Annotated in this window: 24 protein-coding genes and 1 pseudogene; 15 read left to right on the top strand and 10 right to left on the bottom strand. The window is 65.3% G+C overall.

The genetic code is table 11. From position 1 onward, the window contains the following. Window position 1: 1 nt before the first annotated feature. The 7 genes from AWB75_RS18600 to AWB75_RS18630 form a co-directional block, all read right to left on the bottom strand. Window positions 2-727, bottom strand: a complete 726-nt coding sequence (locus AWB75_RS18600) for a gluconate 2-dehydrogenase subunit 3 family protein (RefSeq protein WP_061125556.1) — start codon at window positions 725-727, stop codon at window positions 2-4. Window positions 728-1,000: 273 nt separating this feature from the next. Continuing rightward, window positions 1,001-1,768, bottom strand: a complete 768-nt coding sequence (locus tag AWB75_RS18605) for a glycosyltransferase family 2 protein (RefSeq protein ID WP_061125557.1) — start codon at window positions 1,766-1,768, stop codon at window positions 1,001-1,003. Window positions 1,769-1,837: 69 nt separating this feature from the next. Beyond that, window positions 1,838-2,623, bottom strand: coding sequence for a lysophospholipid acyltransferase family protein (locus tag AWB75_RS18610; protein WP_061125558.1), 786 nt, complete (start codon window positions 2,621-2,623; stop codon window positions 1,838-1,840). Next, window positions 2,616-3,476: a MipA/OmpV family protein gene (locus tag AWB75_RS18615; RefSeq protein ID WP_061125559.1), complete on the bottom strand. Its 861-nt coding sequence runs from the start codon at window positions 3,474-3,476 to the stop codon at window positions 2,616-2,618. Before AWB75_RS18615 ends, AWB75_RS18610 begins: the two co-directional genes overlap by 8 nt. After that, window positions 3,476-4,816: an NAD(P)/FAD-dependent oxidoreductase gene (locus AWB75_RS18620; RefSeq protein ID WP_061125560.1), complete on the bottom strand. Its 1,341-nt coding sequence runs from the start codon at window positions 4,814-4,816 to the stop codon at window positions 3,476-3,478. Before AWB75_RS18620 ends, AWB75_RS18615 begins: the two co-directional genes overlap by 1 nt. A gap of 39 nt (window positions 4,817-4,855) precedes the next feature. Then, complete coding sequence (fabG, locus tag AWB75_RS18625) at window positions 4,856-5,572, bottom strand: 3-oxoacyl-ACP reductase FabG (protein ID WP_061125561.1); 717 nt, start codon at window positions 5,570-5,572, stop codon at window positions 4,856-4,858. A 166-nt stretch (window positions 5,573-5,738) separates the two neighbouring features. Then, window positions 5,739-5,999 (bottom strand): phosphopantetheine-binding protein, encoded by a 261-nt coding sequence (locus tag AWB75_RS18630; RefSeq protein ID WP_008348277.1) that lies wholly within the window; start codon window positions 5,997-5,999, stop codon window positions 5,739-5,741. Window positions 6,000-6,443: 444 nt separating this feature from the next. On the opposite strand from AWB75_RS18630, the gene AWB75_RS18635 reads away from it, so the two are divergent. The 10 genes from AWB75_RS18635 (at window position 6,444) to AWB75_RS18680 (ending at window position 16,874) form a co-directional block, all read left to right on the top strand. Then, window positions 6,444-7,097 (top strand): COG4648 family protein, encoded by a 654-nt coding sequence (locus AWB75_RS18635; protein ID WP_061125562.1) that lies wholly within the window; start codon window positions 6,444-6,446, stop codon window positions 7,095-7,097. Window positions 7,098-7,117: 20 nt separating this feature from the next. Next, a complete protein-coding gene (locus AWB75_RS18640) occupies window positions 7,118-8,800 on the top strand; it encodes an AMP-binding protein (protein WP_061125631.1) in 1,683 nt (560 codons plus the stop codon). Beyond that, entirely contained in the window at window positions 8,797-9,771 is a 975-nt protein-coding gene (locus AWB75_RS18645; protein WP_087086678.1) for an LpxL/LpxP family acyltransferase, read from the top strand. Before AWB75_RS18640 ends, AWB75_RS18645 begins: the two co-directional genes overlap by 4 nt. 4 nt (window positions 9,772-9,775) lie before the next feature. Beyond that, the gene (locus AWB75_RS18650) at window positions 9,776-10,360 is read left to right on the top strand and encodes a LolA family protein (RefSeq protein WP_087086679.1); all 585 of its coding nucleotides are present in this window, start codon (window positions 9,776-9,778) and stop codon (window positions 10,358-10,360) included. Between the two features lie 6 nt (window positions 10,361-10,366). Beyond that, window positions 10,367-12,730 carry an MMPL family transporter gene (locus AWB75_RS18655; protein ID WP_061125564.1) on the top strand — a complete coding sequence of 788 codons (2,364 nt, stop codon included), beginning with the start codon at window positions 10,367-10,369 and terminating at the stop codon, window positions 12,728-12,730. Next, a complete protein-coding gene (locus AWB75_RS18660) occupies window positions 12,727-13,539 on the top strand; it encodes a polysaccharide deacetylase family protein (protein WP_061125565.1) in 813 nt (270 codons plus the stop codon). The genes AWB75_RS18655 and AWB75_RS18660 overlap by 4 nt, the downstream gene beginning before the upstream one ends. A 40-nt stretch (window positions 13,540-13,579) precedes the next feature. Next, entirely contained in the window at window positions 13,580-14,302 is a 723-nt protein-coding gene (locus AWB75_RS18665) for a class I SAM-dependent methyltransferase (RefSeq protein WP_061125566.1), read from the top strand. A 99-nt stretch (window positions 14,303-14,401) separates the two neighbouring features. After that, entirely contained in the window at window positions 14,402-15,610 is a 1,209-nt protein-coding gene (locus AWB75_RS18670; RefSeq protein WP_061125567.1) for a beta-ketoacyl-[acyl-carrier-protein] synthase family protein, read from the top strand. Further along, window positions 15,607-16,407 carry a beta-ketoacyl synthase chain length factor gene (locus AWB75_RS18675; protein WP_061125568.1) on the top strand — a complete coding sequence of 267 codons (801 nt, stop codon included), beginning with the start codon at window positions 15,607-15,609 and terminating at the stop codon, window positions 16,405-16,407. Before AWB75_RS18670 ends, AWB75_RS18675 begins: the two co-directional genes overlap by 4 nt. Then, window positions 16,404-16,874 (top strand): hotdog family protein, encoded by a 471-nt coding sequence (locus tag AWB75_RS18680; protein WP_061125569.1) that lies wholly within the window; start codon window positions 16,404-16,406, stop codon window positions 16,872-16,874. The genes AWB75_RS18675 and AWB75_RS18680 overlap by 4 nt, the downstream gene beginning before the upstream one ends. On the opposite strand, the gene AWB75_RS18685 is transcribed toward AWB75_RS18680, so the two are convergent. Together AWB75_RS18685 and AWB75_RS18690 are read right to left on the bottom strand one after the other, a co-directional pair. Beyond that, window positions 16,847-17,632, bottom strand: a complete 786-nt coding sequence (locus AWB75_RS18685) for a class I SAM-dependent methyltransferase (RefSeq protein WP_061125570.1) — start codon at window positions 17,630-17,632, stop codon at window positions 16,847-16,849. The two genes, AWB75_RS18680 and AWB75_RS18685, sit on opposite strands and share 28 nt — an antisense overlap. A gap of 221 nt (window positions 17,633-17,853) precedes the next feature. Then, entirely contained in the window at window positions 17,854-18,435 is a 582-nt protein-coding gene (locus AWB75_RS18690) for a flavin reductase family protein (RefSeq protein WP_061125571.1), read from the bottom strand. A gap of 122 nt (window positions 18,436-18,557) precedes the next feature. Here AWB75_RS18690 and AWB75_RS18695 point away from each other — a divergent pair, with 122 nt between their 5' ends. From AWB75_RS18695 to AWB75_RS18715, 5 genes and pseudogenes are all read left to right on the top strand, one after another. Next, window positions 18,558-19,028: a LysR family transcriptional regulator gene (locus AWB75_RS18695; protein ID WP_087086680.1), complete on the top strand. Its 471-nt coding sequence runs from the start codon at window positions 18,558-18,560 to the stop codon at window positions 19,026-19,028. 144 nt (window positions 19,029-19,172) lie between these two features. Further along, on the top strand, window positions 19,173-20,930 hold the full coding sequence (locus AWB75_RS18700) for an IlvD/Edd family dehydratase (protein ID WP_061125572.1): 1,758 nt from the start codon (window positions 19,173-19,175) through the stop codon (window positions 20,928-20,930). 173 nt (window positions 20,931-21,103) lie between these two features. Then, a pseudogene (locus AWB75_RS18705) lies at window positions 21,104-21,346 on the top strand (dihydrodipicolinate synthase family protein); the annotation flags it as partial. 157 nt (window positions 21,347-21,503) lie between these two features. Next, a complete protein-coding gene (locus AWB75_RS18710) occupies window positions 21,504-22,775 on the top strand; it encodes a LysR family transcriptional regulator (protein WP_061125574.1) in 1,272 nt (423 codons plus the stop codon). 136 nt (window positions 22,776-22,911) lie between these two features. Further along, on the top strand, window positions 22,912-23,577 hold the full coding sequence (locus AWB75_RS18715; RefSeq protein WP_061125575.1) for an O-methyltransferase: 666 nt from the start codon (window positions 22,912-22,914) through the stop codon (window positions 23,575-23,577). Window positions 23,578-23,682: 105 nt separating this feature from the next. On the opposite strand, the gene AWB75_RS18720 is transcribed toward AWB75_RS18715, so the two are convergent. Then, entirely contained in the window at window positions 23,683-25,260 is a 1,578-nt protein-coding gene (locus tag AWB75_RS18720) for a SulP family inorganic anion transporter (RefSeq protein WP_061125576.1), read from the bottom strand. Window positions 25,261-25,313: the final 53 nt, after the last annotated feature.

Here is a 25,313-nt window from a genome sequence, read left to right on the forward strand (position 1 = left end):
CTTAGCCTCGCCTTCCGTCGATCGATACCGGGCCATACGGATATTTCTCGCCCGGCCGGTCGATCCAGTCGGCGAAATCCGCGCGCGCGCCAGGAAAACCGACCATCTTCCAGCCCGCCATGTCTTTATTGCCGCCGTAAATCGGATCGGCGAAAAAACCTTCCTTGGTGTTCGTGAGCAAATACGAAAAGAAGGTTTGCGCGGGCAGCGTGCCGAATTCCGCCTTGCCATGCTCCAGTTGCCCGAGCACGGCTTCCTGCGTGGCGAAATCGAGATCCGCGAAGACTTTGCCGCCGTGCTGTTTCTCGCACCAGTCGTTGCAGGCCTCGATGCCGAGGCGATAAATATCGCGCGGCGCGAGATTCATCTGATAGCCGAGTTCCGGCGGCAAATCCGTATGGAACGGCCCCTGCATATACCAGAGCTTGCCGTAGCCGTAAGGTGTTTCCATTTGCCGGTCGATGAATTCCGGGACGCCTGCCTTCAGCGCGCCCGGACCGTGCCGGTCTTCGGGAATCAGACGATCGACGGCGGCTTGCAGAAAGCGCCATTCGGACGCGTGGAAATAGACGGGATGATAGTCCCGGGAAGGCGATGCGGCTGCCGTCTCCGTCGACTGGCTGCACGCGGATTGCGTGAGCGCCGCGCCCGACGCGACGCTCGCTGCCGGCATGATGGCAATGACCTGCCGCAGGAAGCGGCGGCGCGGCTCCTGATTATTCGACATATTCAAACTCGCTGGATCAGGGATTAATTCGATTAGTTATTCGAATTTATTTCAGCAACGATCGCAATCCGGCGCGCGCGGTTATTATTCTCGCCGCGCCATTCGGGAGCAGTTGAAATGCGGTTGCTGAACCTATTGAACGAGTATGGCAGCCGGAACCGGACTAAAAGGTTGAAAATTGCAAACGTTGATTACGATTTACGTTTTCGTCAAGAAAACCGAAAAGCATTCAACGATTTATTCGCCTTGCCGTTCGTGGAACCGGATGAGGCTTTAACGGGTTTTCAAACGCCGCGCAATCAACAGCGGCAGCCGTATCAGAAAACCAATCAATAGCCGCGCGTGCATCCACGTCAGCAGCGCGTTGTCGCGGCCATAGTGAAAATGCGAAACGCCGCCCTCTTCCGGCCTGAAGTAGCGCACGGGCGCGTCGAGATTGATCGGCCGCACGCCGCGCCAGCACAGACGCACCACCGCTTCGGGATCGAAGTCGAAGCGGCGCATGAACATCTGCGAGCGCATCACGGCGGCGAGCGGCGCGACCGGATACACGCGAAAGCCGTAGAGCGAATCGCCGATGCCCATCCACAGCGTCTCCAGATTCGCCCAGCCGTTCGAGATGCGCCGCCCCTGCACGCGCAATTGCGGCGCGCTCGCGTCGAACCTGGGGCGGCCGAGAATCATCGCTTCGGGCGCGGCCATCGACGTTTCCATGAACGTGCGGATCAGCGCGGCGGGATGCTGGCCGTCCGAGTCCATCGTCAGCACATGCGTGAAGCCGAGTTTCGCCGCTTCGTCGAGGCCCGCCAGGATCGCCGAGCCCTTGCCGCGATTGTCCGGCAGCACGATCACGCGCAGGCCGGGATCGGTTTCGGCCATTTTCACAAGACGCGCGGCGCTGCCGTCCGTGCTGCCATCGACGACGACCCATACGGGATTCCACTGCTCGCGCGCGCCGCGCACGGTTTCATCGACTTTCTCGCCGGGGTTGTAGCTCGGAATCAGGACGAGATGCGTGGACGATGCGCGTGTCGAAGGCATTAGGGGAAACAGGAAAACGAAAAGATGCGACGAATTTTAACGTCTGCGGTCGCCGCCGCTCTCAGTCGCTCAGTCGCGCCTGCGATGCGTGTCGAGCTCGCCCGCATAGAAGCGCTGCAATTCGCCGATGAACGCCTGCAGCGCGGCGTGATCGCGTCCCGGCGGCGCGAAGCGGCGGCCGAGCGTCACGCGATAGGTGATCGGCAGAGCCGGCTTCCTGAAGATCTGCCAGCCCTTGCCGAGAAAGCCCGAATCCGTCTCGATGATGAGCGTCTGCACCGGCGCCTGCGCGCGCGCCGCGATCAGCGCGATACCGCCTTTCAGCGGATTCACCGAGGCGCTTTCCGTGCGCGTGCCTTCGGGAAACAGCAACAGCGGACTGCCGCGCTGCAGTTCGGCGACGGCGGCGCGGATCAGTCCGACAGGCGAGTCGTTGACGATATAGCCCGCGAGCAGCGCGCCGGGCCCGAGGAACACGTTTCCAGCGACGTCGCCTTTCATCACGCAGCATGTATCGGGCACGCGCGACGCGATGAGCAGCGCATCGAGCAGGCACGGGTGATTCGGCGCGAGGATCATCGCGGATTCGCCCGCGAGCGCATCGAGCTCGGCGAGATCGAAGCGGCACGCGCCGAGCGTGCGCAGCAGCGCGAAGTACATGTGCCACACGCGCTGGACGGCGGTGCGCCCGACGCGCCGCCCCGCATCGACGGACAGCACGCATCGCAGAATCAGCGCGAACGGAAACCACGCGAGGCATACGAGCGCGAGCACGACGAGCGCGAAGTAGAACGCCACGCATTGCCAGACGCTTTCGAGGTCCGCGCCGCCGATTTTCCGATGCGCGTCACTCATCGCTCGCCACCGTTTTCGACGATTGCCCGAACACCCACGCAAGCGCCACGCCGCCCGACAGCACGCTTTTCTGACGCACGAGCGGACTGTCGGCGAAGCTCGCGCCCGCGAGATTGGCGTAGCGCATGAACGCGCCGACCCAGTAATGGCTGAAGCGCCGCGACATCGACACGAGCGCCTGCGCGCCCGAATAGCCGCCGCTCGCCTGAAACGCCGGCCGGCCGGGCGTCGCGTATTGCGGCGCGACGGTGTAGTAGTGATCGCTGTAGTGACCGTTCGCGAACATCGGCCCGGCGAACATGCCGACGCGCAGGCCCGGCACGCCCGCGACATCGACGAGATCGAGGTTCACGTTCGGCTCGAACTGCCAGCCGACCGTCTTCGGCGACGATTCCAGCGTGATGCCCATGCGCAGCGGCATGCGCAGATCGAGCAGCATGTCGCGCGAAAGCGTCCGCCACAGATGCACTTCCACCGACGGACCGATTTCGATCGTCGGCTTGAGATCGGGCATGCCGGCGCGCGCGTTGTCGTCGCGGCTGGAAACCGGCAGCGAGCCGAGCACGCTGATATTGAAGTTGACGCGGTCGGTATTGAGCAACTGGCCGCGCACGCCGTCGCGGTCCGCGCGCAGGAACTTGCCGCGATAGATCACGTACGGAAACGGAAAGACCCATGCGCGTGTCTGGTCCGAACCGGGATAATGCGGAAACGCAGCCACGCCCGCGCCGATGCCGAGCTCCCACAGCGGCTTGCTCGGCGGCGGCGCTTCTTCGTCGGCGCAGGCACCGCTGCTCGCGGCGAGCAACAACAGCAAAGCAAAGCGTGACGGACGGATCGGCGGCATCGTCATCAATTGGCCGACAGCTCCGCGCGTTCCGCATCGCTCAGATTGCGCTTTCGCATCCGGTATGCACGCAGCGAATTGCGCCAGTCGAGCGCCGCCGTGACGTAATAGATGCCCTTGAACGCGCGCAACGAACGCCAGATCGGTGTCGTGCCGAAGATATCGCCCGCAAGCAGCGACAGCAGCGCTTCCTTCATGCGCAGCGGGTTCCTCGGTCCCATAAAGAGATTGCGCATCGTCGGCGATGTCATGCGGTAGATGAACCACGAGAATTCGCGCGGCCCGTGGCGCACGTCGCGATCGAACTTCGCGAGCGCGGCTGGCGCGCCAGCCGGGTTCGAGAGCGCGCCGTCGATCGCTTCCGCGCCCGCGAACGCGCTTTGCATCGCGAGCATCACGCCGGACGAGAACACCGGATCGATGAACGCGAAGGCGTCGCCGAGCAGCAGGAAGTTGCGTCCGTGCGTCATGTCGCCGGTGTAGGCGTAGTTGCCCGTCGCGTGAACTTCGCTGATCAGCTCGGCGTCGCTCAGGCGCTCGGCGAGCGGCGCACAGAGCGCGATCGTCTCGCGGAAGTACGCTTCCACCGACGTGCCCTTCGGACGGCGCTTCAGATACGCCGGCCACACGACCGCGCCGATGCTCGTCGCGCCGTCGGCGAGCGGGATGAACCAGAACCAGCCGTGCTCGAACCAGAACACGGTGATGTTGCCCTCGTTCTGCCCGGCGTTGCGGCGCGCGTTCCTGAAATGGCCATACAGCGCCGACGAGTTGTGGCGCGCGTTGCGGCGCTTCGTTCTGAACTGATTCGCGAGCAGCGTATCGCGCCCCGATGCATCGACGATGAAGCGCGCCCGCACTGCCTCGATGCGGCCATCGTCGTGCTCGGCGCTGATCGTCGCGCTGGAATGGTCGGGCGCGAAGGCGACATCGCGCGCGCGGCAGCCTTCGCTCACGTGCGCGCCGTGCTTCGCCGCGTTGCGCAGCAGGATTTCGTCGAGTTCGGAACGGCGCACCTGATACGCGCTCGGCATCGACTTGTCCCACGCATCGGCGAACATGAAACGCTGCATGCGATTGTCGTGCTGCGGCGACACGAACTCGGCCGCGAGCTTGACCATGCCGATCGCGCGTACTTCGTCGGCTACGCCGAGCCGTTCGAACAGCCGCAAATTCGCCGGCAAAAGGGATTCGCCGATATGAAAGCGCGGATGCCGCGCCTTTTCCAGCACGCGCACGCGATAGCCGCGATCCGCGAGCAGCGTCGCCGCCGTCGATCCGGCCGGACCGCCGCCGATCACGACGACGTCCCAGGTTTGCTGCTGCGTTTGCGTCGCTTCGCTCATCCGTGTTCCTTTGCGTTCATGCAGCGTTCATGCAGCGTTTTAGGCGATCCCGCCGTTGATCGACAAGACCTGTCCGGTGACATAAGCCGCCGCGTCCGACACCAGATACGCGACCATGCCCGCGACTTCTTCCGCCGTGCCCGCGCGCTGCGCCGGCACGAGCTGCCTGATGCGCTCCGGGGGAAACGCCTGGCCGAGCATCGGCGAATCGATGACGCCGGGCGCCACCGCATTCACCGTGATGCCACGCGACGCGAGTTCCTGCGCGAGTGCGCGCGTCGCGCCGATCAGCCCGGCCTTCGCCGCCGCGTAATTCACCTGGCCGCGGTTGCCCATCAGCCCCGACAGCGACGACATGTTGACGATCCGTCCCCAGCGCGTGCGGATCATCGGCATCAGAAGCGGCTGCGTGACGTTGAAAAAGCCGTCGAGTGTCACGTCGAGCACGCGTTTCCATTGCTGGCGCGTCATGCCTGCCATCGGCGCGTCGTCGTGGATGCCCGCGTTGTTCACGAGAATCTGGACGGGACCGTCGGCCAGAATGCGCGCGAGCGCGGTGTCCGTTGCGTCGGGGTCGGTGACATCGAAGGCGATGGCATGCGCCGCGCCGCCCGCCGTGCGGATCGCTTGCACACAGCTTTCGGCACGTTCGATGCCGCCGTTCGCGTGAACCCAGACCTCGTGCCCGGCGGTTGCCAGCGTTCGGCTCACCGCCTGTCCGATCGCGCCGCTGCCGCCTGTCACGAGCGCGCGCATGGGGCTTCCGTCATCGATTGCACTCCGCTTTCGTGTGTCGCCGCAACGAGTTCGCACGAGCGTGCGCGTCGTCCAGTCTCGATGCGGCGGATTTCAGTTGCATGACAGCGGCTGCGTGCTGGACGATCGGACGATCGGACGATCGGACGACCGGACGAGCCGCGTCTTACCGCGTGCGATGCGCGGCGACGTGCGCCGCGAGCGCGCCGAGGCTTGCGAAGATTTTCTGGTTGTCGGGATTGTCCGAGCGCAGCTCGAAACCGTACTTCTTCGAGATCAGCAGCGCGATCTCGAGGATGTCGATGGAATCGAGCCCGAAACCTTCTTCATACAAGCGCGTATCGGCCGAGACCGCCTTCGGATCGACGTCTTCGAGATTCAGTTCGGCGACGATCAGCTCGGCGAGCTCTCTTTCCAGTTCATTCATAGTGTGTACAACCAGCGCAAAAACGCGCGGCGAAGGTCGCTCGCAATACGTGCGCCCCGCGTTCTCCGCACGCTGCCGGCCGCCTGTTATCGAGATAATTGCGGTGGCGAAATTCTAGACGATGCCCTCTGGCACGCCTAGTAGTAAAGGTAACCGCCGGTACACGGCTCACCGGCAGGATTTTATCGAGAAAAATCAGTGGTTTCCCCCTCTGCTCGGGGGGCCGCGCCGGTAGGGTAAAATTCGCGCGTCTGACGAATGTAAGATCATCGAACAATCGGTTACAGACCGACCCACCACCCGCGCGGGAAAATGATCGTCAGGCGGGCGACTGCCGCATCTTTGTTCAACAACCGAGCGTTCAGAAAGAACGCCGCAGCCGCATCCCATGTTGCGTACCTTTTTCCTTTCTTCACGCGCGTTGCGCGGCGCGGGACTTTGCCGATGAGCGCCGCCCGCTTCCTGCGCGCGGCCGGCGTCGTGGCCGCGATCGTCGCATACCAGCTTGCCGCGCATCATGCCGCGTCCACACCGGGCGGGCACGGGCTGGGGCTCGCGCTCGTCCTCGCGCCGCTGCTGCTCGTCACGCTCAACGCGGCATTGCGCTCGAACGCGCGCGCATGGCTGCTGCCGCTCTGGGCGCTGGCGTGCGCCGTATTGTGGCTCGGGCGCGCGCCGCTCACCGCGCACTTCGGCTGGGGGCTTTGGCTGGAGCACGCGAGCTTCAATCTCGCGCTCGCGTGGATGTTCGGCCACACGCTCGCGGCCGGCCGCGAACCGCTCTGCACCCAGTTCGCGACGATGATCCACGGCAAGCTCGAACCGCGCGTCGTGCGCTATACGCGCGGCGTCACCATCGCGTGGACGCTCTTCTTCATCGCGACCGCGCTCGTTTCGACCGCGCTGTTCGCGCTCGCGTCGATCGTCGCGTGGTCCACGTTCGCGAACTATCTCGCGCTGCCGGCGGTAGGGCTCATGTTCGTCGCCGAATACGCGTGCCGCCGCATCGCGCTGCCGGACATAGCGCCCTCGGGCATCATGGACGCCGTGCGCGCCTATACGCATTCGATGCAGATGCGTCGCAGCGGGGCGCGGTGATGCCGACGAGCCCATCGCCCATGCAGACTTTTCCGCTGGTCTTTCACGCGTCGCCGGATCAGACGATCGCCTGGCGCGACGGTGCGCCCGTCAGCGTGCGCGAATTTCTCGCCGATGTGCGGACGCTCGCCGCTGCGCTGCCCGAAGGCGGTCATGTGTTCAACGTGTGCACGGATCGATACCGCTTCACGGTGAGCCTGTGCGCGACGCTCGTCGCGGGCAAGACAAGCCTGTTGCCGTCGACCCACACGCCCGACATGGTGCGCGCCCTCGCCTCGTTCGCACCCGACGCGTTCTGCCTGCACGACCATGACGACTGCGCGATCGACCTGCCGCGCTTCCGCTATCCGGAGCGCGCGCCGGCGTGCGCGGACGGCGAAACGCAGGTGCCGCATATCGACGGCGCGCGCGTCGTGGCCTACGTGTTCACCTCCGGCTCGACCGGTGCGCCGGTGCCGCATCGCAAGACGTGGGGCTTTCTGGTGAAGAACGTGCGCGCGGCGGCGGCGCGTCTGAACCTGCTCGGCGAAGCGCATGCGACGCTCATCGGCACGGTGCCGCCGCAGCACATGTACGGCTTCGAATCGACCGTGCTGCTCGCGCTGCTCGGCGGCCTCGCGTTCAGCAACCGCCAGCCGTTCTATCCCGTCGATATCCGCGCGGAGCTCGATGCCGTGCCCGAGCCGCGCGTGCTCGTGAGCTCGCCGATCCACCTTCGCGCGCTGTTCGCCAACGACGAAGCGCTGCCGCGCGCGTCGCTGGTGCTGTCGGCGACCGCGCCGTTATCGGAAAAACTGGCGCTCGACGCAGAAGCGCGCCTGCAAGCGCCCCTGATGGAAATCTACGGCAGCACCGAAACCGGCCAGATCGCGACGCGACGCACCGCGCGAACCGCCGCATGGGAGCTGTTTCCCGACATCATGCTGACGCCGCGCGCCGATGACTCGAATGAACCGACGATGTGGGCGTCCGGAGGCCACGTCGAAGTGCCCGTGCCGATGGGCGACGCGCTCGAACTCATCGACGGCGCGCATTTTCTGCTGCACGGGCGCAAGGCGGATCTCATCAATATCGCGGGCAAGCGCACGTCGCTCGCGTATTTGAACCATCAGTTGAACGCGGTGCCGGGCGTCGTCGACGGCGTGTTCTACATGCCCGACGAATCTCCGTCCGACAGCGAGCCGGTGCGCCGCCTGCTGGCGCTCGTGGTCGCGCCGGAACTCGCGGCGGCCGATTTGCAGCGCGCGTTGCGCGAGCGCATCGACGCCGCCTTCATGCCGCGGCCGCTGCTGTTCGTCGATTCGCTGCCGCGCAACGCGACCGGCAAGCTGCCGCGCGAAGTGCTGACGAAGCTGATCGACACCGAACGCAACCGGCGCGCCGCGCTGACGTTCACCGTGCCGCCCGGGCATCCCGCGCTCGCCGGACATTTTCCGGGGCGTCCGATCGTGCCGGGCGTAGTCCTCCTCGATCACGCGCTCGATGCGATCGGCGTCGCGCTCGGACAGCGCTTCGACGCGTGCCGGATCGAATCGGCGAAATTTTTGAGTCCGGCGAAACCGGGCGAAACGCTCGACATCGCCTACGAGACGGCGGCGAGCGGCGCGATCCGCTTCACGATCCGCGCGGGCGAACGCGCGGTGGCGAGCGGTGCGCTCGCTACGTCATCTACAACAAACGTCACGGATAAGCACACATCGTGAACGAGCCGCGCAACCGCGACGACTGGGCCGACCGCCAGGAACGCAGCAACCTCGCGTTGCTGCGCTTCATGACGTGGGTATCGCTGCGCTTCGGACGGCGCGCGGGACGTGTGCTGCTGCGGATCATCACCGCGTATTTCGTGGCCTTCTCGCCGCGTGCGCGGCGTGCGTCGCGGTCTTATCTGAATCGCGCGCTCGGGCGGCACGCGGGCTGGCGCGACGGTTATCGCCACGTGTTTTCGTTCGCATCGACGATTCACGACCGCATCTATCTGCTCAACGAACGCTTCGATCTGTTCGATATCCGCACGCATGGCGTCGAACATGTCGAAGCCGCGCTCGCCGATGGGCGCGGCGCATTTCTGATGGGCGCGCATCTCGGCAGCTTCGAAGTGGTGCGCGCGATCGGGCGGGCGCAGCCGCATATCCGTATCGCGATCACGATGTACGAGGAGAACGCGCGCAAGATCGGCGCGATTCTCGCTGCCGTGAATCCGGCCGCGCATCACGACGTGATCGGGCTCGGCAAGGTCGATGCGATGCTGAAAGTGCGCGAGCGGCTCGATGCGGGCAGTCTCGTCGGCATTCTCGCGGACCGCACGCTGCGCCAGGCCGGCGACACGCTGAAGGAGCGCGATTTCCTCGGCGCGCCCGCCGCATTTCCCCTCGGGCCACTGCACATGGCGGCGGTGCTGCGGCGGCCGGTCGTCTTCATGACGGGGCTGTATCTCGGCGGCAATCGTTACGACATCCACTTCGAAACGCTCGCCGATTTTTCGACGGTCGAGCGCAGCGAGCGCGCCGCCGCCGTCGATGCCGCGTTGACGCGCTACGTCGCGCTGCTGGAAAAGTACTGCCGCGCAGCACCGTACAACTGGTTCAACTACTTCGACTTCTGGCAGGCGAACGCCGCGCAGGAGCCCGAGCGCGCGCCGGACGCCGTCTTGCAGAAAATTGTGGAGGATGCCTGAGCTTATGCGAGTTTTCGCCGCGGTGCTGACCGCCGCCGTTCTTTGCGCTTCATCGACGCTGGCCGTCGCCGCCGACACACCCTGGACGCTCGATCGCCTGATGAATACGCTCGGCGCGAAGAAGTCCGGCCGCGCGCGCTTCACCGAGACGCGTTATCTGAAGATCGCGCAGGAGCCGCTCGAATCGTCGGGCGAACTCGTGTTCGTCGCGCCGGATCATCTGGAAAAGCATACGGTCAGCCCGAAGCCGGAGAATCTCGTCGTCGATGGCGACATGCTCACCGTCGATCGCAAAGGCCGCAAGATCACCATTCCGCTGCGCAACTATCCGGAGCTGGGCGCCTTCATCGACAGCATTCGCGCGACGCTCGCGGGCAACCGCTTCGCGCTGGAAGAGGCGTACAAGGTTTCGATCGACGGTAAAGGCAACGACTGGACGATGACGCTCGTGCCGATCGATTCGCGCATGAAGCAGAAAGTCAGTTCGATCACGCTCGCCGGCACGGGCGCGGCGCTCGCGCGCGTCGAGATCAGACAGGCCGATGGCGACCGTTCGCTGATGCGCCTGCAAGACGCGTCGGCGCACTGAACACGCATGCGCGCGGTTCTTCGTCGGCCTGCGGTCATCGCCTGGCTGTGCTTTCTCGCGGTATGCGCGGCGGTCATCGCGCGCACGAACTTTTCCGCCGATCTCTCCGCGTTCCTGCCGCGCTCGCCGAGCGAGCAACAGCGCGTGCTCGTCGAGCAGTTGCGCGACGGGCTCGTGTCGCGGCTGATTCTCGTCGGCATCGAAGGCGGCGATGCAAAGGGGCGCGCGGAAGTCTCGCGCAAGGTCGCGGCGAAGCTCCGCGAGGACAAGCGCTTTTCCGCCGTCAACAACGGCGAACCGGTCGGACAGGCGCGCGACGAGCGCTTCGTGTTCGATCATCGATACCAGTTGAGTCCGGCGGTGACGCCCGAGCGTTTCAGCCAAACCGGCCTGAAAGACGCGCTCGCCGACAGCCTCGACTTGCTGACGTCATCGGCCGGCATGATGGCGAAAGACCTGCTGCCGCACGATCCGACCGGCGAAGTCACCGCGCTCGTCAGCCAGTTGGACAGCGGCGCGCAGCCCGCGATGCGCGACGGCGTGTGGGCATCGCGCGACGGCCAGCGCGCGGTGTTGCTCGCGCAAACCGCGAACGCCGGTTCCGACACCGATGCGCAAGCGAGCGCGATGGCCGCCATCCGCGATGCGTTCGCATCGGTTGCGCCGTCGTATCGCCTTTTGATGACGGGCCCCGGCGTGTTCGCCGTCGAGACGCGCGACACGATCATGCACGACGTGCGCTGGCTGTCGGCGGCGAGCATCGTGCTGATCGTCGTGCTGCTGCTGGCGGTGTATCGCTCGCTTCCGACGCTGCTGCTCGGCCTGATGCCCGTTCTGTCGGGCGTCGCGGCGGGCGTCGCCGCGGTGAGCCTCGCGTTCGGCACCGTGCATGGCCTGACGCTCGGTTTCGGCACGACGCTGATCGGCGAGGCCGTCGATTATTCGATCTATCTCTTCGTGCAGTCGGCGGGCGTGACCTTTGGCGGGCGACGCGAATCGCTGAAAGACTGGGTCGCGGGCTTCTGGCCGACGATCCGTCTCGGCGTCTTGACGTCGATCTGCGGCTTCGCGTCGATGCTCTTCTCCGGCTTTCCGGGCCTCGTGCAACTCGGGCTGTATTCGATCGTCGGTCTGGCGACGGCGGGCATCGTCACGCGCTTCGTGCTGCCGCATCTGCTGCCGCAAGGCTTCGCGATCCGCGACGTGTCGCGCCTCGGCAATCTGCTCGCGCGGGTCGCGGCGCGGGCGTCGCGGTTGCGCGTCGCGCTCGCCGTGCTGCTGCTCGTGGCTGTCGCGGCGTTGCTGATGCAGCGGCATGGATTGTGGAGTCAGGAATTGTCGGCGCTGAGTCCGGTCCCGAAAGCGAGCCAGGATCTCGATGAACGCCTGCGCGCGGATGTCGGCGCGCCGGACGTGCGCTATCTCGTCGTGGTGTCGGCGGTGGATGAGCAGACGGCGCTGGAGCGCGCGGAAGCGCTCGCGCGTCAGCTTCAGCCTCTCGTCGATGAACACGTGATCGCCGGCTACGAAAGCCCCGCGCGCTATCTGCCGAGCGATGCGGCGCAGCGCGCGCGCATCGCGAGCCTGCCGCCCGCCGATGCGTTGCGCACGCGCCTCGCCGCCGCGCTGCGGGCGCAGACCGTCCGCGTGAAGCCCGACGTTTTTGAGCCCTTCATCTCCGATGTCGAAACCGCCCGCGCGCAGCCGCTTGTGCGCCGCGCCGATCTGCAAGGCACGTCGATGGCGCTCGCCGTCGATTCGCTCCTCACGCAACGCGACGGCCGCTGGACCGCGATGCTGCCCTTGCGCGCCGCGCAAGGCTCCGACGTGCAGGCGCAGACGATCCGCGCGGCGGTGGCGTCGGCGCACGTGCCGGACGCGCTTTTCGTCGATATGAAAGCCGAGGCCGACCGCCTCTATCAGAACTACGTGCACGAGGACATTCGTCTTTCGCTCGGCGGTTTCGCCGCGATCGTCGTGCTGCTCGTAGTGGCGCTGCGCTCGCCGGTGCGCGCGGCGCGCACGCTCGCGCCGCTCGTCGCGGCGGTGATCGTCGTGATCGCGGCGCTCGCGCTGGCGGGCAAGTCGCTCACGATCCTGCATCTGATCGGCATGCTGCTGATCGTCGCGGTCGGCTCGAACTACGCGCTCTTCTTCAACTATCGCGCGCACGCGGACGACAACGCGATCTCGCCGCAAACGCTCGTGTCGCTCGTGATCGCGAATCTCGCGACCGTGCTCGGCTTCGGCCTGCTCGCGCTGTCCAGCGTGCCGATGTTGAAAACCTTTGGCCTGACCGTCGGCCCCGGCGCGATTCTGGCGCTGTTGTTTTCTGCGATCCTCGCGCCGCGTTCGGGATTCAGGCGATGAACGCGCCGGGCACGTCACGCCGATGGACTCCGACGCCGCTGATCGGCGGCGCGGTCGCCGTGCACGCGGGCGCGCTCGCGTCGCTGGCCGTCGCGCCTGGCGCATGGCCGTGGGCGGCGGGCGGCGTGATCGCGTCGCATCTCGCGCTGACGGCGGCGGGACTCTGGCCGCGCAGTTCGCTGCTCGGTCACAACTGGACGACGCTGCCGGAGTCGGCGGGCGCGTGCATCGCGATCACCATCGACGACGGTCCCGATCCCGACGTCACGCCGCGCGTGCTCGATCTGCTCGACGCGCATCGCGCCCGCGCGACGTTCTTCTGCATCGGCGAGCGGGTGCGCGCGCATCCGCGCATCGTCGAGGCGATCGTCGCGCGCGGACATGCCGTGGAGAACCACAGCCAGCGGCATCGGCACAATTTTTCGCTGATGGGGCCGCGCGCGCTGCGGCGCGAAATCGAAGCCGCGCAAGCGACGATCGGCGAAATCGCGGGCACGCGGCCCGTGTTCTTTCGCGCGCCCGCCGGACTGCGCAATCCGTTTCTGGAGCCCGTGCTATGCGGTCTCGGCCTGCATCTCGCGAGCTGGACGCGGCGCGGCTTCGATACGCGCGCGGGCGATGCCGCGCTCGTCGCCCGGCGTCTCTTGAACGGGCTCGCCGCGCGCGACATTCTGCTCGTCCACGATGGCCACGCCGCCCAAGCGCCCGACGGCGCGCCGGTCGTGCTGGCCGCGCTCGATGCGGTGCTGCGCGCGGCGGCGGATCGCGGGCTTGCCACGGCGACATTGCGCGAGGCGATTGCCGGTTAGTCGGCTAGACTGCACGGGCCCATCGTTCAACTGCGCCCGCATGGTCCCGACCGCGCTCATCGAAGCCGCCTGCCGTCCTTACCGCGCCGCGGGCCGGTTCGCGTGGCACTTCGCGTCGGCGAAACTGCGTCACGATCCGTTCTTCGCCCACGTCCTCGCGCATGGACTGATCGGCGATGGCGCGCGCATCCTCGATCTCGGCAGCGGACAGGGCCTGCTCGCCGCGTGGCTCGTCGGCGCGCACGCGTGGCATCGCGATGACGCATCACGGAAGTGGCCGTCGCGCTGGCCCGCGCCGCCCCTGCCGCATTCGATACACGGCATCGAGCTGACGCCGCGCGATGTCGAGCGGGCGCGCATCGCGTTGAAGGCGCACGAAGCGCGCATCCGCTTCGTCTGCGACGACATTCGCGTCGCGCCGTTTCCATCGGCCGATGTGGTCGTCGCGTGCGATGTGCTGCATTACGTCGACGCCGACGCGCAAGCGTCCATCCTCCGCCGCGTGCGCGCGAGCCTCGCGTCGGACGGCGTGCTGCTCCTGCGCGTCAGCGACGCCGCCGCGGGCTGGCATGCGACGCTCGATCGCGCCGTCGATTTCGGCGTGCAGATCGCCCGGTCGGGACGCACGAACGGGCTCACCTGCCGCAGCGAAGCGCAATGGCTCGCGCTGCTCGACGAACTGCGCTTCCACACGAAGATCCGTCCGATGGGCAGCGGCGCGCACGACGCCAATCGTCTGCTGATCGCGCGACCGGCCGGCTGAGCGTCGTCCCGTCCCGAAAATCTCGTTTGTTACAATTAATCGCATCGAAATGCCACTGGGCGCCACCGAGCGCCACTGAATGTCGAGGCCGAACCTGTAGTGAACCCTCTTTTGCTTACGCATTTCACCGCCACGAGCTGCGCGGGACGCGGCCTCGACGCGACGCTCGCCGCGCTCGCGCAAGGACGCGGCGGCCTCGCGCCATGCGACTTCGAAGGCGCCGCGCTTGCCACGTACACGGGGCGCGTCGCGGGCATCGAAGACGCGCCGGTACGCGCGGACCTCGCCGGATTCGACTGCCGGAACAACCGCCTCGCGCAACTGGCGATGACGCAGGACGGCTTCGAGGCGCGCGTGCGCGAAGCGATCGAGCGGGTGGGCTCGGCGCGCGTGGGCGTGTTCATGGGCACGAGCACGGCGGGCATTCTCGAAACCGAACTCGCGTACCGGCGTCGCGATGCGCGAACCGGTGCGCTGCCCGCCGATTTCAACTATGCGACCACGCACAACCCGTATTCGCTCGCCGGCTTCGTGCGCGCTTATTTCGGGCTGCGCGGACCGGCGGTGTCGGTGTCGTCGGCGTGTTCGTCGGGCGCGAAGGTGTTCGGCTCGGCGCGGCGCATGCTCGAAACCGGTCTCATCGACGTGGCCGTGGTCGGCGGCGTCGATACGCTCTGTCTCACGACGCTCTACGGCTTCAATTCGCTCGAACTGCTGTCGACCGGGCCGTGCAAGCCGTTCGACGTGAAGCGCGACGGCATTTCCATCGGCGAGGCGGCGGCGTTCGGGCTGCTCGAACGTGAGTCGACCGACCGTGCCGACGATGGCGACGCGATCCGTCTGCTCGGCATCGGCGAATCGAGCGACGCGTATCACATGTCGTCGCCGCATCCAGAAGGGCTCGGCGCGCGGATCGCTATGGAACAGGCGCTCGCGAGCGCGGGCCTCGACGCGCGCGACATCGGCTATGTCAATCTGCACGGCACGGCGACGCCCAGCAACGACGCCGCCGAAAGCCGCGCGCTCACGGACCTGTTCGACCGCGTGCCGTGCAGCTCGACCAAGGGCGCGACGGGCCACACGCTCGGCGCGGCCGGCGCGCTCGAAGCGGTGATCGCTGCGCTCGCGCTCAAGCATCGGATGATTCCGGCGGGCGCCAACACCACGGAGCCCGATCCCGCGCTCGGTCTCGACTACGTGCTCACGTCGCGCGACGCGCCGCTCTGCGCAGTGCTGTCCAATTCGTTCGGCTTCGGCGGGACGAACTGCAGTCTCGTGTTCGGGCGCAAGGGAGCGGCATCGGCATGACTCCATTGCGCGCGTATATCGAAGGGATCGGCGTGATCGGGCCGGGCCTCGCGGACTGGCCGCGGGCCGCCAGCGTATTGATGCAACGCGCCGCGCGCGACGCCGCCGCGCGGACCTCGCTGCCGGCGCCCGCCAGCCTGCCTTCCGCCGAGCGGCGCCGCACCGGGCCGGTCGTGCGCGCGGCGCTCGCGGCCGCGCACGAAGCGGTCGCGCAGAGCGGACGCGAGGCCGCGGCGCTCGCCGCCGTGTTCGCTGCATCCGGCGGCGATGGCGGGAATTTTCACGCGATCTGCGAAACGCTCGCGAGCGACGAGCCGCAACTCTCGCCGACGCGCTTCCACAACTCCGTCCACAACGCGCCGGCGGGCTACTGGAGCATCGCGACGCGCGCGATGGCCGCATCGAACGTGCTGTGTGCTTATGACGGCAGCTTCGCGGCGGGCTTGCTGGAGAGCCTCGCGCAAGTGAGCGTCGATGGTGCCGCGACGCTGCTCGTCGCCTACGACACGGATTACCCGGAGCCATTGCATCAGGCGCGCCCGATCGCCGATGCGTTCGGCGTCGCGCTCGTGCTCGCGCCCGAATCGAGCGGCCGCACGCTGGCGCGCATCGAGGCGCGTCTCACGGACGCCAACGCTTTCATTTTCGCCGATGCGGATCTCGAAGCGCTGCGCCTGTCGAACCCCGCGGCGCGCGCGCTGCCGCTGCTCGAAGCGCTGGCACGCGGGGAGGCATCGAGCGTCGTCCTCGATTATCTCGACGGCACGCGCCTAGCCGTGGATATCGACCCGACATGAGCGACGCCGCGCACATTCTCGATCGCGACTGGATCGCGGCGCGCATTCCGCACAGTGGTCCGATGTGCCTGCTCGATGCCGTCGTCGCGTGGGATGCGCAGCGTATTCGCTGCACAGCGACGAGCCATCTCGCTTCCGACAATCCGTTGCGTTCGAAAGGACGGCTCGCGTCGGTATGCGGCATCGAATATGCCGCGCAGGCGATGGCGACGCATGGCGCGCTCGTCGGCGATGCAAGCGAGCGTCCGCGCGTGGGCATGCTGACGAGCGTGCGCGGCGTTCAGATGCACGTCGATCGCCTCGATACGCTCGACGGCCCGCTCGATATCGACGCCGAGCGCATGGGCGGCGACGACAACACCGTGCTCTATCGCTTTGCCATGCATTGCAAGGGACGCTTGCTGCTGAGCGGACGCGCGGCCGTGATCCTCGACGCGGCTCAGGCGGCTGGCTTGATCGCGCAATAAGCGGAGAAGATGCCGAGCTCGACATCGCGGCGCACGTTCGCGAAACCCGCGCGGCGGATGGCGGCGAGCACGGTGTCGGGCGGCACGCAGGCTTCGATCGTGTCCCAGTAATAGCGCATCAGCTCGACGCTTTCCTCTTTCTTCCCGACGAGTCGCGCGATCACAGGCACCACGCCGCGCATGTACAGCTTCAACGCGGCGATGCCCACGCCATGCGCGGGGCGCGTGATTTCGAGCACGCAGAGCCGTCCGCCGGGCGCGAGCACGCGAAAATATTCGTCGAAGACTTTCGCGAGATCGCTGACATGGCGCAATGCGAAACCCATGCTGAGAAAATCGTACGCGGCGGTGTCGCACGGCAGGTCTTCGGCAGTGCCGATGCGCGTTTCGACGCCTTTCGGCAGATGCGCCTGACCGACCATGCCCGGACTCGGATCGACGCCCGTGACGAGCGCGGGGTTGCCGGTGATCGCGACCGCTTCCTTCGTGACGAGCCCCGTTCCCATGCCGACATCGAGCACACGCATGCCGCGCGCGAGACCCGCCGAGCGCAGCGCGCGATTGCGGTACCACGGGCCCGAGCCGAAGGCCATCGCACGTTCGATGGCATCGTAGTCGGAGGCGGTGCGGTCGAAGATGCCGCGCAGCCAGAGGCGTCGTCGGGATTCGTCGGGGTAATAGGAGGTGAGCGGCTCGTGCGGGGCTTTTTCGTTGGTTTTGTTGGTTTCGTGGCTCGTGTCGCGCCGGGGGGAAGTCATCGAGTCTCCTGGGTCTTGTGCGCGCGAGACCGGTACGCCGCGTCAAATCGCTTGGACACGCTCGTCATGACGCCTCACGCTCGTCACGGCGGCGCGGGATATCGCTCATCCTTAACCGATGCCAATCTGCATCAATTTGATCTCGTTCGCAACGCTGGAAGCGCAGCCTGCACAGCCTCGTCGCGGGCCAAAGCGGGCGCGCCAGGCACCCGTGCAACGCATCAGCGTGCAAGCGGCTTCGCCTGCTCCATCGACGACGCGCGCACGAACTTGCCCGCGCCAAGGTGATGAATCGTGTGCAGCGGCTGATTCGATTCGTCGATAGTCCAGTGACCGTCGGCAAACACGCGCGCATCGGCGGCGGCCGCGACGACTTCCGCGAAACAGGTGTCGTAGGCGTCTTCGGTGTGCTTTTCGTCGATGAGCCGGCACTCGAGCCAGGCCGCGCAGTTCGTCTCGATGAGCGGCAGGCCGAGCACCGGCCCTCGCACCGTCTCGATGCCGAAGGCCTCGAACTTGTCGATCTCGCGCCCGCTCGTCGAACCGACCGCGTAAGTCAGATCGATCATCGCCGCGCCCGGCACGATGATGCCGAACCTGCCGCTCGCGGCGGCTAACTCGCGCGTGTACGTGCTTTTGTCGATCACGACAGCGATACGCGGCGGCGTGAATTCCACCGGCATCGACCACGCGGCGGCCATCACGTTGCGCCGGCCGTCGTGCGCGCTCGTGACGAGCACCGTCGGACCATGATTGATGAGGCGGCTCGCGTGCTCCAGCTTGACGGGATGAAAGTGGCTCATGGTTTTATGAATGCAAAAGACAATGCGCGTAATTGTATGCGGCGTTCAAAATGCGCGCCGCCGCACGATCGCTCGCCGCAAACTCGGCTTGACAGACACTCTTACGATATAACTTTTTATCGATGGACTCGCGCTATCTGCAGAGCTTCGTGTTCGTCGTCGAGCTCGGCTCCATTGCCGAAGCCGCGCGCCGACTGGATCTCACGCCCGCCGCAGTCGCGCAAAGGGTGAAGATGCTGGAGGCCGAACTCGGCGCGACGCTCGTGCGCCGCTCGGGCCGCACGGTCGGCGCGACGGAAGCCGGCGAGCGCATTCTCGCGCGGGCACGCACCGTGCTGCACGACATACGCGACCTGCGCGCGGACATCGACGATACGGATCAACTCGGCGGTCAACTGCGCCTCGGCGGCATGGCGACAATGATGGCGGGCCTTATCCCCGATGCGCTCGCGGTGCTCCTCGATCTGAAGAAATGGGCGTTGCCGCATGCGGCGCCCAAGCGGTTCGTCGGCCTGCTTTGGGGACGTTCATCCGCGCGATTACGCCTCGTGCAAGCGTTTCTGGCCGCGGCCGACTCCATCGAACGACACTGACAAGCGACGATCATTAGCGTTGCCCACTTCGGGAAGCAAAAATCTCTATGGTTTGAAGCAAACGCCACGTGCGCTCAAAGCCTGCCAAAGCCGCGATAATCAAGGCACGGAGACATTCAACGCTCACTCGACGGTAGTGCAGCCATGACAGATACGTTCAATAAAAAGCCCGGCGACGAGCCCACGCAACCGGGCGGCCTGCGCAAATCGCTGACGAGCTATGGCGACAGCGGCTTTTCGCTCTTTCTGCGCAAGGCATTCATCAAAGGCGCGGGTTATACCGACAGCGCGCTCGATCGCCCGGTGATCGGCATCGTCAATACAGGCAGTGCTTATAACCCTTGTCATGGCAACGCGCCGCAACTCATCGAGGCCGTGAAGCGCGGCGTGATGCTCGCAGGCGGCCTGCCGATGGATTTCCCGACGATATCGATCGCCGAATCGTTCTCGCAGCCGACGAGCATGTACTTGCGCAATCTGATGTCGATCGATACGGAAGAAATGATTCGCGCGCAACCGATGGACGCGGTCGTGCTGATCGGCGGATGCGACAAGACGGTGCCGGCGCAACTGATGGGCGCGGCATCGGCGGGCATTCCGGCCATTCAGCTCATCACAGGCTCGATGCTCACGGGCGCGCATCGCGGCGAGCGTGTCGGCGCGTGCACCGATTGCCGCCGCTATTGGGGCCGTTTTCGCGCTGAGGAAATCGACGAAGCCGAGATCGCCGCGGTGAACAATCAGCTCGTCGCGAGCGTGGGCACCTGTTCGGTAATGGGGACCGCGAGCACGATGGCGTGCATCGCCGAAGCGCTCGGCATGACGGTGCCGGGCGGCGCATCGCCGCCGGCGGTGACGTCGGATCGCATGCGCATCGCCGAGATGACCGGCACGCAAGCGGTGCAGATAGCGCGCGATAACCTCACGATCGACAAGATCCTTACGGCGGAAGCATTTGAAAATGCGATGCGCGTGCTGCTCGCGATCGGCGGCTCGACCAATGGCATTGTGCATCTCACTGCTATCGCCGGACGCATGGGTTATGACGTCGACTTGAAGGCACTCGATCGCATGGGGCGCGAGACGCCGGTGCTCGTCGATCTGAAGCCTTCGGGCTCGCATTACATGGAAGACTTTCACAAGGCCGGCGGCATGGCGACGCTCCTGCGTGAGTTGAAGCCGCTTCTGAACCTCGACGCGCTGACCGTCACGGGCCGCACGCTCGGCGAAGAAATCGAAGCGGCCGGGTCCGCTTTCGAGCAGGATGTCGTGCGTCCGTTCGATAAGCCGATCTTTCCGCAAGGCGGCATCGCGGTGCTCGAAGGCAATCTCGCACCGGGCGGCGCGATCATCAAACAGTCGGCGGCGGATGCGAAGCTGATGGAGCACGAAGGACGCGCGGTCGTGTTCGAGAATGGCGCGGATCTCGCGGCGCGCATCGACTCCGACGATCTCGACGTCACGGGCGACGATATTCTCGTGCTGAAGAACATCGGTCCTAAAGGCGCGCCGGGCATGCCCGAGGCGGGCTATATCCCGATTCCGCGCAAGCTCGCGGTCAAGGGCGTGAAGGATATCGTGCGCATCTCGGATGGACGCATGAGCGGCACGGCCTTCGGCACTATCGTTCTTCATGTCACACCGGAAGCGGCCGTCGGCGGGCCGCTCGCGCATGTCCGCTCGGGCGACCGCATTCGCCTTAGCGTGTCCAAACGCGAAATCAGCCTGCTGATCAGCGATGAAGAACTTGCAGCACGCGCGAAAGCAACGCCTGTGACAGTGCCGACTGCGGACCGCGGTTATCGCAAGCTGTTTTATGACACGGTGACGCAAGCGGATAAAGGCGTCGATTTCGACTTTCTGCGCGCAACGCAAACGCGAGGCGTGACACCGCGGCGATGACGTCGGCGTTCAATCGAGTCGTTGCCAGGCCACCTACGAGTGGCCTTTTTTACGCTCCACGCGACCGACCACAAGACATAAAAAATTTTTGCGTTTGAAGCAAGCGGCCCCCGGTTCTTCGATGCTTGACGCACGGCGATACTGGCTTCCATCGCAAAGGACCGTAAAGGAGATACTACAAAGGCGTGAGCGACGAAGGACTGTTTCGTGCGTATGCGAGCGTGATCGAAGCAATCGGCGATGCGCGTCTGAAGATCTATCTCTATCACATCCCGCCCGTCTCGCAAGTCGGCCTGAGCCTGACGCTGATCGAGCGCCTGCTCAAAGCTTATCCCGATGCAATCGCGGGCATCAAGGACAGCTCGGGCGATTGGAACAACACCGCCTCGCTCATCGACGATATGTCGATACATGGCGCTACCCCCCGAACACTGAATAGCGCGTTATGAAAGTTCAATACATAACTTCACGATCGGCGCGAGAATTAGCTTTCAGTGAGCGCACCCCTCTGATATGGGCGTGACGATGCGATAAATTAAACTGATAGCCTGCGCATTCGATCGCCTTTCGGATATGGACAATCGCGAACTGCTGAACCTCGGCTACTTGCGCGCATTCCGGCTCGTCGCGCAAACCGGAAGCGCCACTCGTGCCGCCGCTGCATTATTCCGCGCGCAATCGGCCGTAACGCGTTCGCTGCAAGAACTCGAAGCGTCGGTGGGCGAAACCCTGCTTGAACGCCGTCCGTCAGGCATGTTGCCCACGCCCGCCGGTCGCGCGGTGCTGTTGCGTTGCCAGCGCATCTTCGGCGAGCTGGAGGAACTGGCGCAATGGTGCGCAACGCGTCAATCACGCAGAAGAACCGCAACCGGGGGCACGCTCCCCGCGTTCCTGCTCAACACACGGCGTCTGCAATTGTTCTCCGCACTCGCGCGACATCGGCACATGCCGAGCGCGGCGCAGACCCTGGGACTCAGTCAGCCGGCCGTGAGCAGCGCGATCCGCATCATGGAGACGGGCGCCGGAATGCAATTGTTTTATCGAAGCCCGCGCGGGCTTCTGCTCACGAGCGAAGGCGAGACCTTCGTGCTGCACGTGCGCCGCGCACTGAACGAATTGCGCCATATTCCCGACGATCTCGCGGCGTTGCGCGGCACGATACAAGGTTATGTCACGGTGGGCTCGCTGCCCCTCGGCAGAACGCTGATCCTGCCGAGTGCAATCGCGCGCGTCGCCGCGCAATATCCAGGCGTGCGCATCGTGACTGACGAGAGCGCTTATGAAACGCTCGTCGCGGGATTGCGCGCCGGCGATATCGACTTCGTGCTCGGCGCGCTGCGGCACAACGATGCGTCGAGCGGGCTCGTGAACGAACCCCTCATGTCCGAAGACATCGTCGTGATCGCGGGGCGCGGGCATCCGCTTGCGAGCGCGAGCGGATTGACGCTCAAGGATCTGATCTCCGCGCAATGGATTCTGCCGCGCAGTCAGGCTCCTGCGCGCGGCTTGTTCGAAGCGCAGTTCAGACGCTGGAAGCTGAAGCCGCCGATGCCCACCGTCGAAACGGCGGACCTCGCCGTCATTCGCGGTTTGTTGACGCACACGGATATGCTCGCTGCCGTATCAGCGCAACAGTTGCACTACGAATGCGAATCGGGCCAGCTCGTCGTGATGGATGTGCCGCTGCACAACACACGGCGCGATATCGGCCTCACGATGCGCGCGGGTGGCACTCCGTCGCCGGCAGCGCGGGCGTTGATAGATGCTATACGATTGACCGTCGATCAACTCGGACATGACATGCGTCGCAAATCGGCCGGCGCTGTCAAAGCCGCTGCTTCATGAAACCATGATGTCACTTTCATTGCAGCGTGATGGCATCGCGATAAAGCGCTTTGTATCAGCCCGTGCGCGTGCTGTATCGTGTCGTGAGCGTCACTACGGAAACGGCAGCGGCAAAGGCAACCGCAAAGGAGATGCGATGGACGAGCAGCAATGGATGGCAGTCGACGAGTACCTGTGCGAGCGGACGCAAACACCGGACGAATCGCTCGATGCGGCCTTGAAATCCAGCGTGGAAGCAGGCCTGCCCACGATCAACGTCGCGCCGAATCAGGGCAAACTGCTGAACATGCTCGCGCGCCTGCGCGGGGCGCGGCGCATTCTCGAACTCGGCACGCTCGGCGGCTACAGCACGATCTGGCTCGCGCGCGCCCTGCCCGAAGACGGGACGCTGCTCACGCTCGAAGCCGTCGAGCACCATGCTGATGTCGCGCGCAGGAATATCGAGCGTGCGGGCTTATCGGGCGTCGTGTCGGTGATCGTCGGAGATGCAGTGGATACGATGCAGGCATTCGTGCGCGACGGCATTCCGCCGTTTGACTTCGTTTTTCTCGATGCCGACAAGCAAAGTTATCCCGCGTACCTGCGCCTCGTCTTGCGCCTCAGCCGGCCAGGAACCGTGATCGTCGCGGACAATGTGGTTCGCGGCGGCCGCGTGACGGAGGCTCAAAATAGCGACCCGGCCGTCGTCGGCGTGCGCGCGTTCTTCGATATGCTCGCCGCAGAAAAAGACGTGTGCTCCACGGCGATTCAGACGGTGGGAAGCAAAGGCTGGGACGGGTTTTCGATTTCCATCGTGTCCTGAGTTCGAAGAATAGTTGCCCGAACTATTTTCATCCGAGAAACAGTCGGGCAACGCCGGATGGCCGGTGAATTGACGCCGTCGACGCCCGGTTGATCTCGCGCTCGCTCACTCGGACGTCATGCCCTGTCTCGTGAATCCGAGCCATTTCCCGCGCAAGGCGGACATGCCTGTTTCCGCCGAGGTAAGCGGCAGCTTTCGGCATTCGACATGCATGTTTCGCGAAGGCGCGGCAGTCACGAACTTGTCGATTTCCTCGCGCACGTCGGGATCGATATAGTCCGCTCGCGAGGCATCGAAGATCACCGTGGCGCCATCGGGAATCGTGCGCAGATGATGCTTGAGCGTGACTTTGCCGAGGAATGAGACATCCTTGCGGAACGACAGCAGGTAATGATCGTCGTGCTGCGCAATTGTGATCGGACGTTTGAGGTTCGCGCGGAACGCGAGCAGGAGACTGCACGCAATGCCAAGCAGAATGCCCATCAACAGATCCGTCAGCAATACGCCCGCAATCGTGACGACGAACGGCGCGAAGCGGTCGATGCCCTGCTTCGCGACCGCCGCGAACAGCGAAGGCTTCGCGAGCTTGAGGCCCGTGAAGATCAGGATCGCCGCGAGACAGGCGAGCGGGATCAGGTTGATCACGCTCGTCAGCGCGAACACGCTCGCGAGCAACAGCACGCCATGCACGAACGACGACCAGCGGCTCTGCGCGCCCGCATGCACGTTCGCGGAGCTGCGCACGATCACCGAGGTGATCGGCAAAGCGCCGATCGCACCGGCCATCATGTTGCCGATGCCTTGCGCCTTCAGTTCGCGATCCGGATGCGCCGCGCGCTTCTTGGGATCGAGCTGCTCGACCGCTTCCAGACTCAGGAGCGTTTCGAGGCTCGCGACGATCGCGAGCGTCAACGCAAGACGCCACACATCGGGATTAACGAGTTGGGAGAAGTTCGGCAATTCGAGCGCATTCGTGAGCGCCGCAAACGTTTCAAGCGACGGCAACGCGACGCGATGTTGGGCGGGCGGAGCGAACCCCGGCGCGAACAGATCGAGCAACAGCGTCATGCCGATGCCGAACGCGACCACCGCGAGCGGCGCGGGCACGGCGCGCACGAGCGCGAAGCGGCGCATCGCGCGCGTCTCCCAGGCGGCCAGCATGGCGAGCGATACGACGGCCACGATGCACGCCGCCATCGATACGGGACCGAACGGCGTGGCGAGCATGCCGGGACCGCTCGCAGCGGGCGCGCCGTGATTGGCGAAACCCGCGGCGAGCGGAATCTGCTTGATGACGAGCAGAAGGCCGATGGCGGCGAGCATGCCTTTGATCACCGACGAAGGCACATACGCCGCAAAGCGCCCCGCTTTCAACATGCCGAAGCCGAACTGGATTGCGCCGGAAAGCAGTACAGCAAGGAGAAACGCGGAGAAGCTCCCGAGCCTGGCAATGCCATCGACGACGATCACGATGAGACCCGCGGCCGGACCGCTCACGCTCAATTGCGAGCCGCTCAACAACGCGACGACGAGCCCGCCGATGATGCCCGACAAAAGCCCGGCAAACGGCTCGACGCCCGATGCATTGGCGATACCGAGACATAGCGGCATCGCGACGAGAAACACGACAGTGCCCGCGAATACATCGCGCGGAAAAGTGGCCAGACGGTTAGCTTGATTCATGAATTTTTTTCGAACGAGTTGGGGCCTGCGAATGCCGCGGGAGCGACTTCGCA

Origin of the sequence: Caballeronia catudaia (assembly GCF_001544755.2) — a bacterium.
Classification (GTDB): domain Bacteria; phylum Pseudomonadota; class Gammaproteobacteria; order Burkholderiales; family Burkholderiaceae; genus Caballeronia; species Caballeronia catudaia.

Bases quoted from the DNA above. Each gene is read 5' to 3' on its own strand.
- AWB75_RS18700 (WP_061125572.1), top strand. From the start codon at position 19,173: ATGACAGATACGTTCAATAAAAAGCCCGGCGACGAGCCCACGCAACCG.
- AWB75_RS18655 (WP_061125564.1), top strand. From the start codon at position 10,367: ATGCGCGCGGTTCTTCGTCGGCCTGCGGTCATCGCCTGGCTGTGCTTT.
- AWB75_RS18695 (WP_087086680.1), top strand. From the start codon at position 18,558: ATGGACTCGCGCTATCTGCAGAGCTTCGTGTTCGTCGTCGAGCTCGGC.
- AWB75_RS18715 (WP_061125575.1), top strand. From the start codon at position 22,912: ATGGACGAGCAGCAATGGATGGCAGTCGACGAGTACCTGTGCGAGCGG.
- AWB75_RS18615 (WP_061125559.1), bottom strand. From the start codon at position 3,476: ATGACGATGCCGCCGATCCGTCCGTCACGCTTTGCTTTGCTGTTGTTG.
- AWB75_RS18680 (WP_061125569.1), top strand. From the start codon at position 16,404: ATGAGCGACGCCGCGCACATTCTCGATCGCGACTGGATCGCGGCGCGC.
- AWB75_RS18610 (WP_061125558.1), bottom strand. From the start codon at position 2,623: ATGAGTGACGCGCATCGGAAAATCGGCGGCGCGGACCTCGAAAGCGTC.
- AWB75_RS18685 (WP_061125570.1), bottom strand. From the start codon at position 17,632: ATGACTTCCCCCCGGCGCGACACGAGCCACGAAACCAACAAAACCAAC.
- AWB75_RS18710 (WP_061125574.1), top strand. From the start codon at position 21,504: ATGGACAATCGCGAACTGCTGAACCTCGGCTACTTGCGCGCATTCCGG.
- AWB75_RS18720 (WP_061125576.1), bottom strand. From the start codon at position 25,260: ATGAATCAAGCTAACCGTCTGGCCACTTTTCCGCGCGATGTATTCGCG.
- AWB75_RS18690 (WP_061125571.1), bottom strand. From the start codon at position 18,435: ATGAGCCACTTTCATCCCGTCAAGCTGGAGCACGCGAGCCGCCTCATC.
- AWB75_RS18650 (WP_087086679.1), top strand. From the start codon at position 9,776: ATGCGAGTTTTCGCCGCGGTGCTGACCGCCGCCGTTCTTTGCGCTTCA.
- AWB75_RS18665 (WP_061125566.1), top strand. From the start codon at position 13,580: ATGGTCCCGACCGCGCTCATCGAAGCCGCCTGCCGTCCTTACCGCGCC.
- AWB75_RS18675 (WP_061125568.1), top strand. From the start codon at position 15,607: ATGACTCCATTGCGCGCGTATATCGAAGGGATCGGCGTGATCGGGCCG.
- AWB75_RS18640 (WP_061125631.1), top strand. From the start codon at position 7,118: ATGCAGACTTTTCCGCTGGTCTTTCACGCGTCGCCGGATCAGACGATC.
- AWB75_RS18660 (WP_061125565.1), top strand. From the start codon at position 12,727: ATGAACGCGCCGGGCACGTCACGCCGATGGACTCCGACGCCGCTGATC.
- AWB75_RS18605 (WP_061125557.1), bottom strand. From the start codon at position 1,768: ATGCCTTCGACACGCGCATCGTCCACGCATCTCGTCCTGATTCCGAGC.
- fabG (WP_061125561.1), bottom strand. From the start codon at position 5,572: ATGCGCGCGCTCGTGACAGGCGGCAGCGGCGCGATCGGACAGGCGGTG.
- AWB75_RS18630 (WP_008348277.1), bottom strand. From the start codon at position 5,999: ATGAATGAACTGGAAAGAGAGCTCGCCGAGCTGATCGTCGCCGAACTG.
- AWB75_RS18600 (WP_061125556.1), bottom strand. From the start codon at position 727: ATGTCGAATAATCAGGAGCCGCGCCGCCGCTTCCTGCGGCAGGTCATT.
- AWB75_RS18635 (WP_061125562.1), top strand. From the start codon at position 6,444: ATGAGCGCCGCCCGCTTCCTGCGCGCGGCCGGCGTCGTGGCCGCGATC.
- AWB75_RS18620 (WP_061125560.1), bottom strand. From the start codon at position 4,816: ATGAGCGAAGCGACGCAAACGCAGCAGCAAACCTGGGACGTCGTCGTG.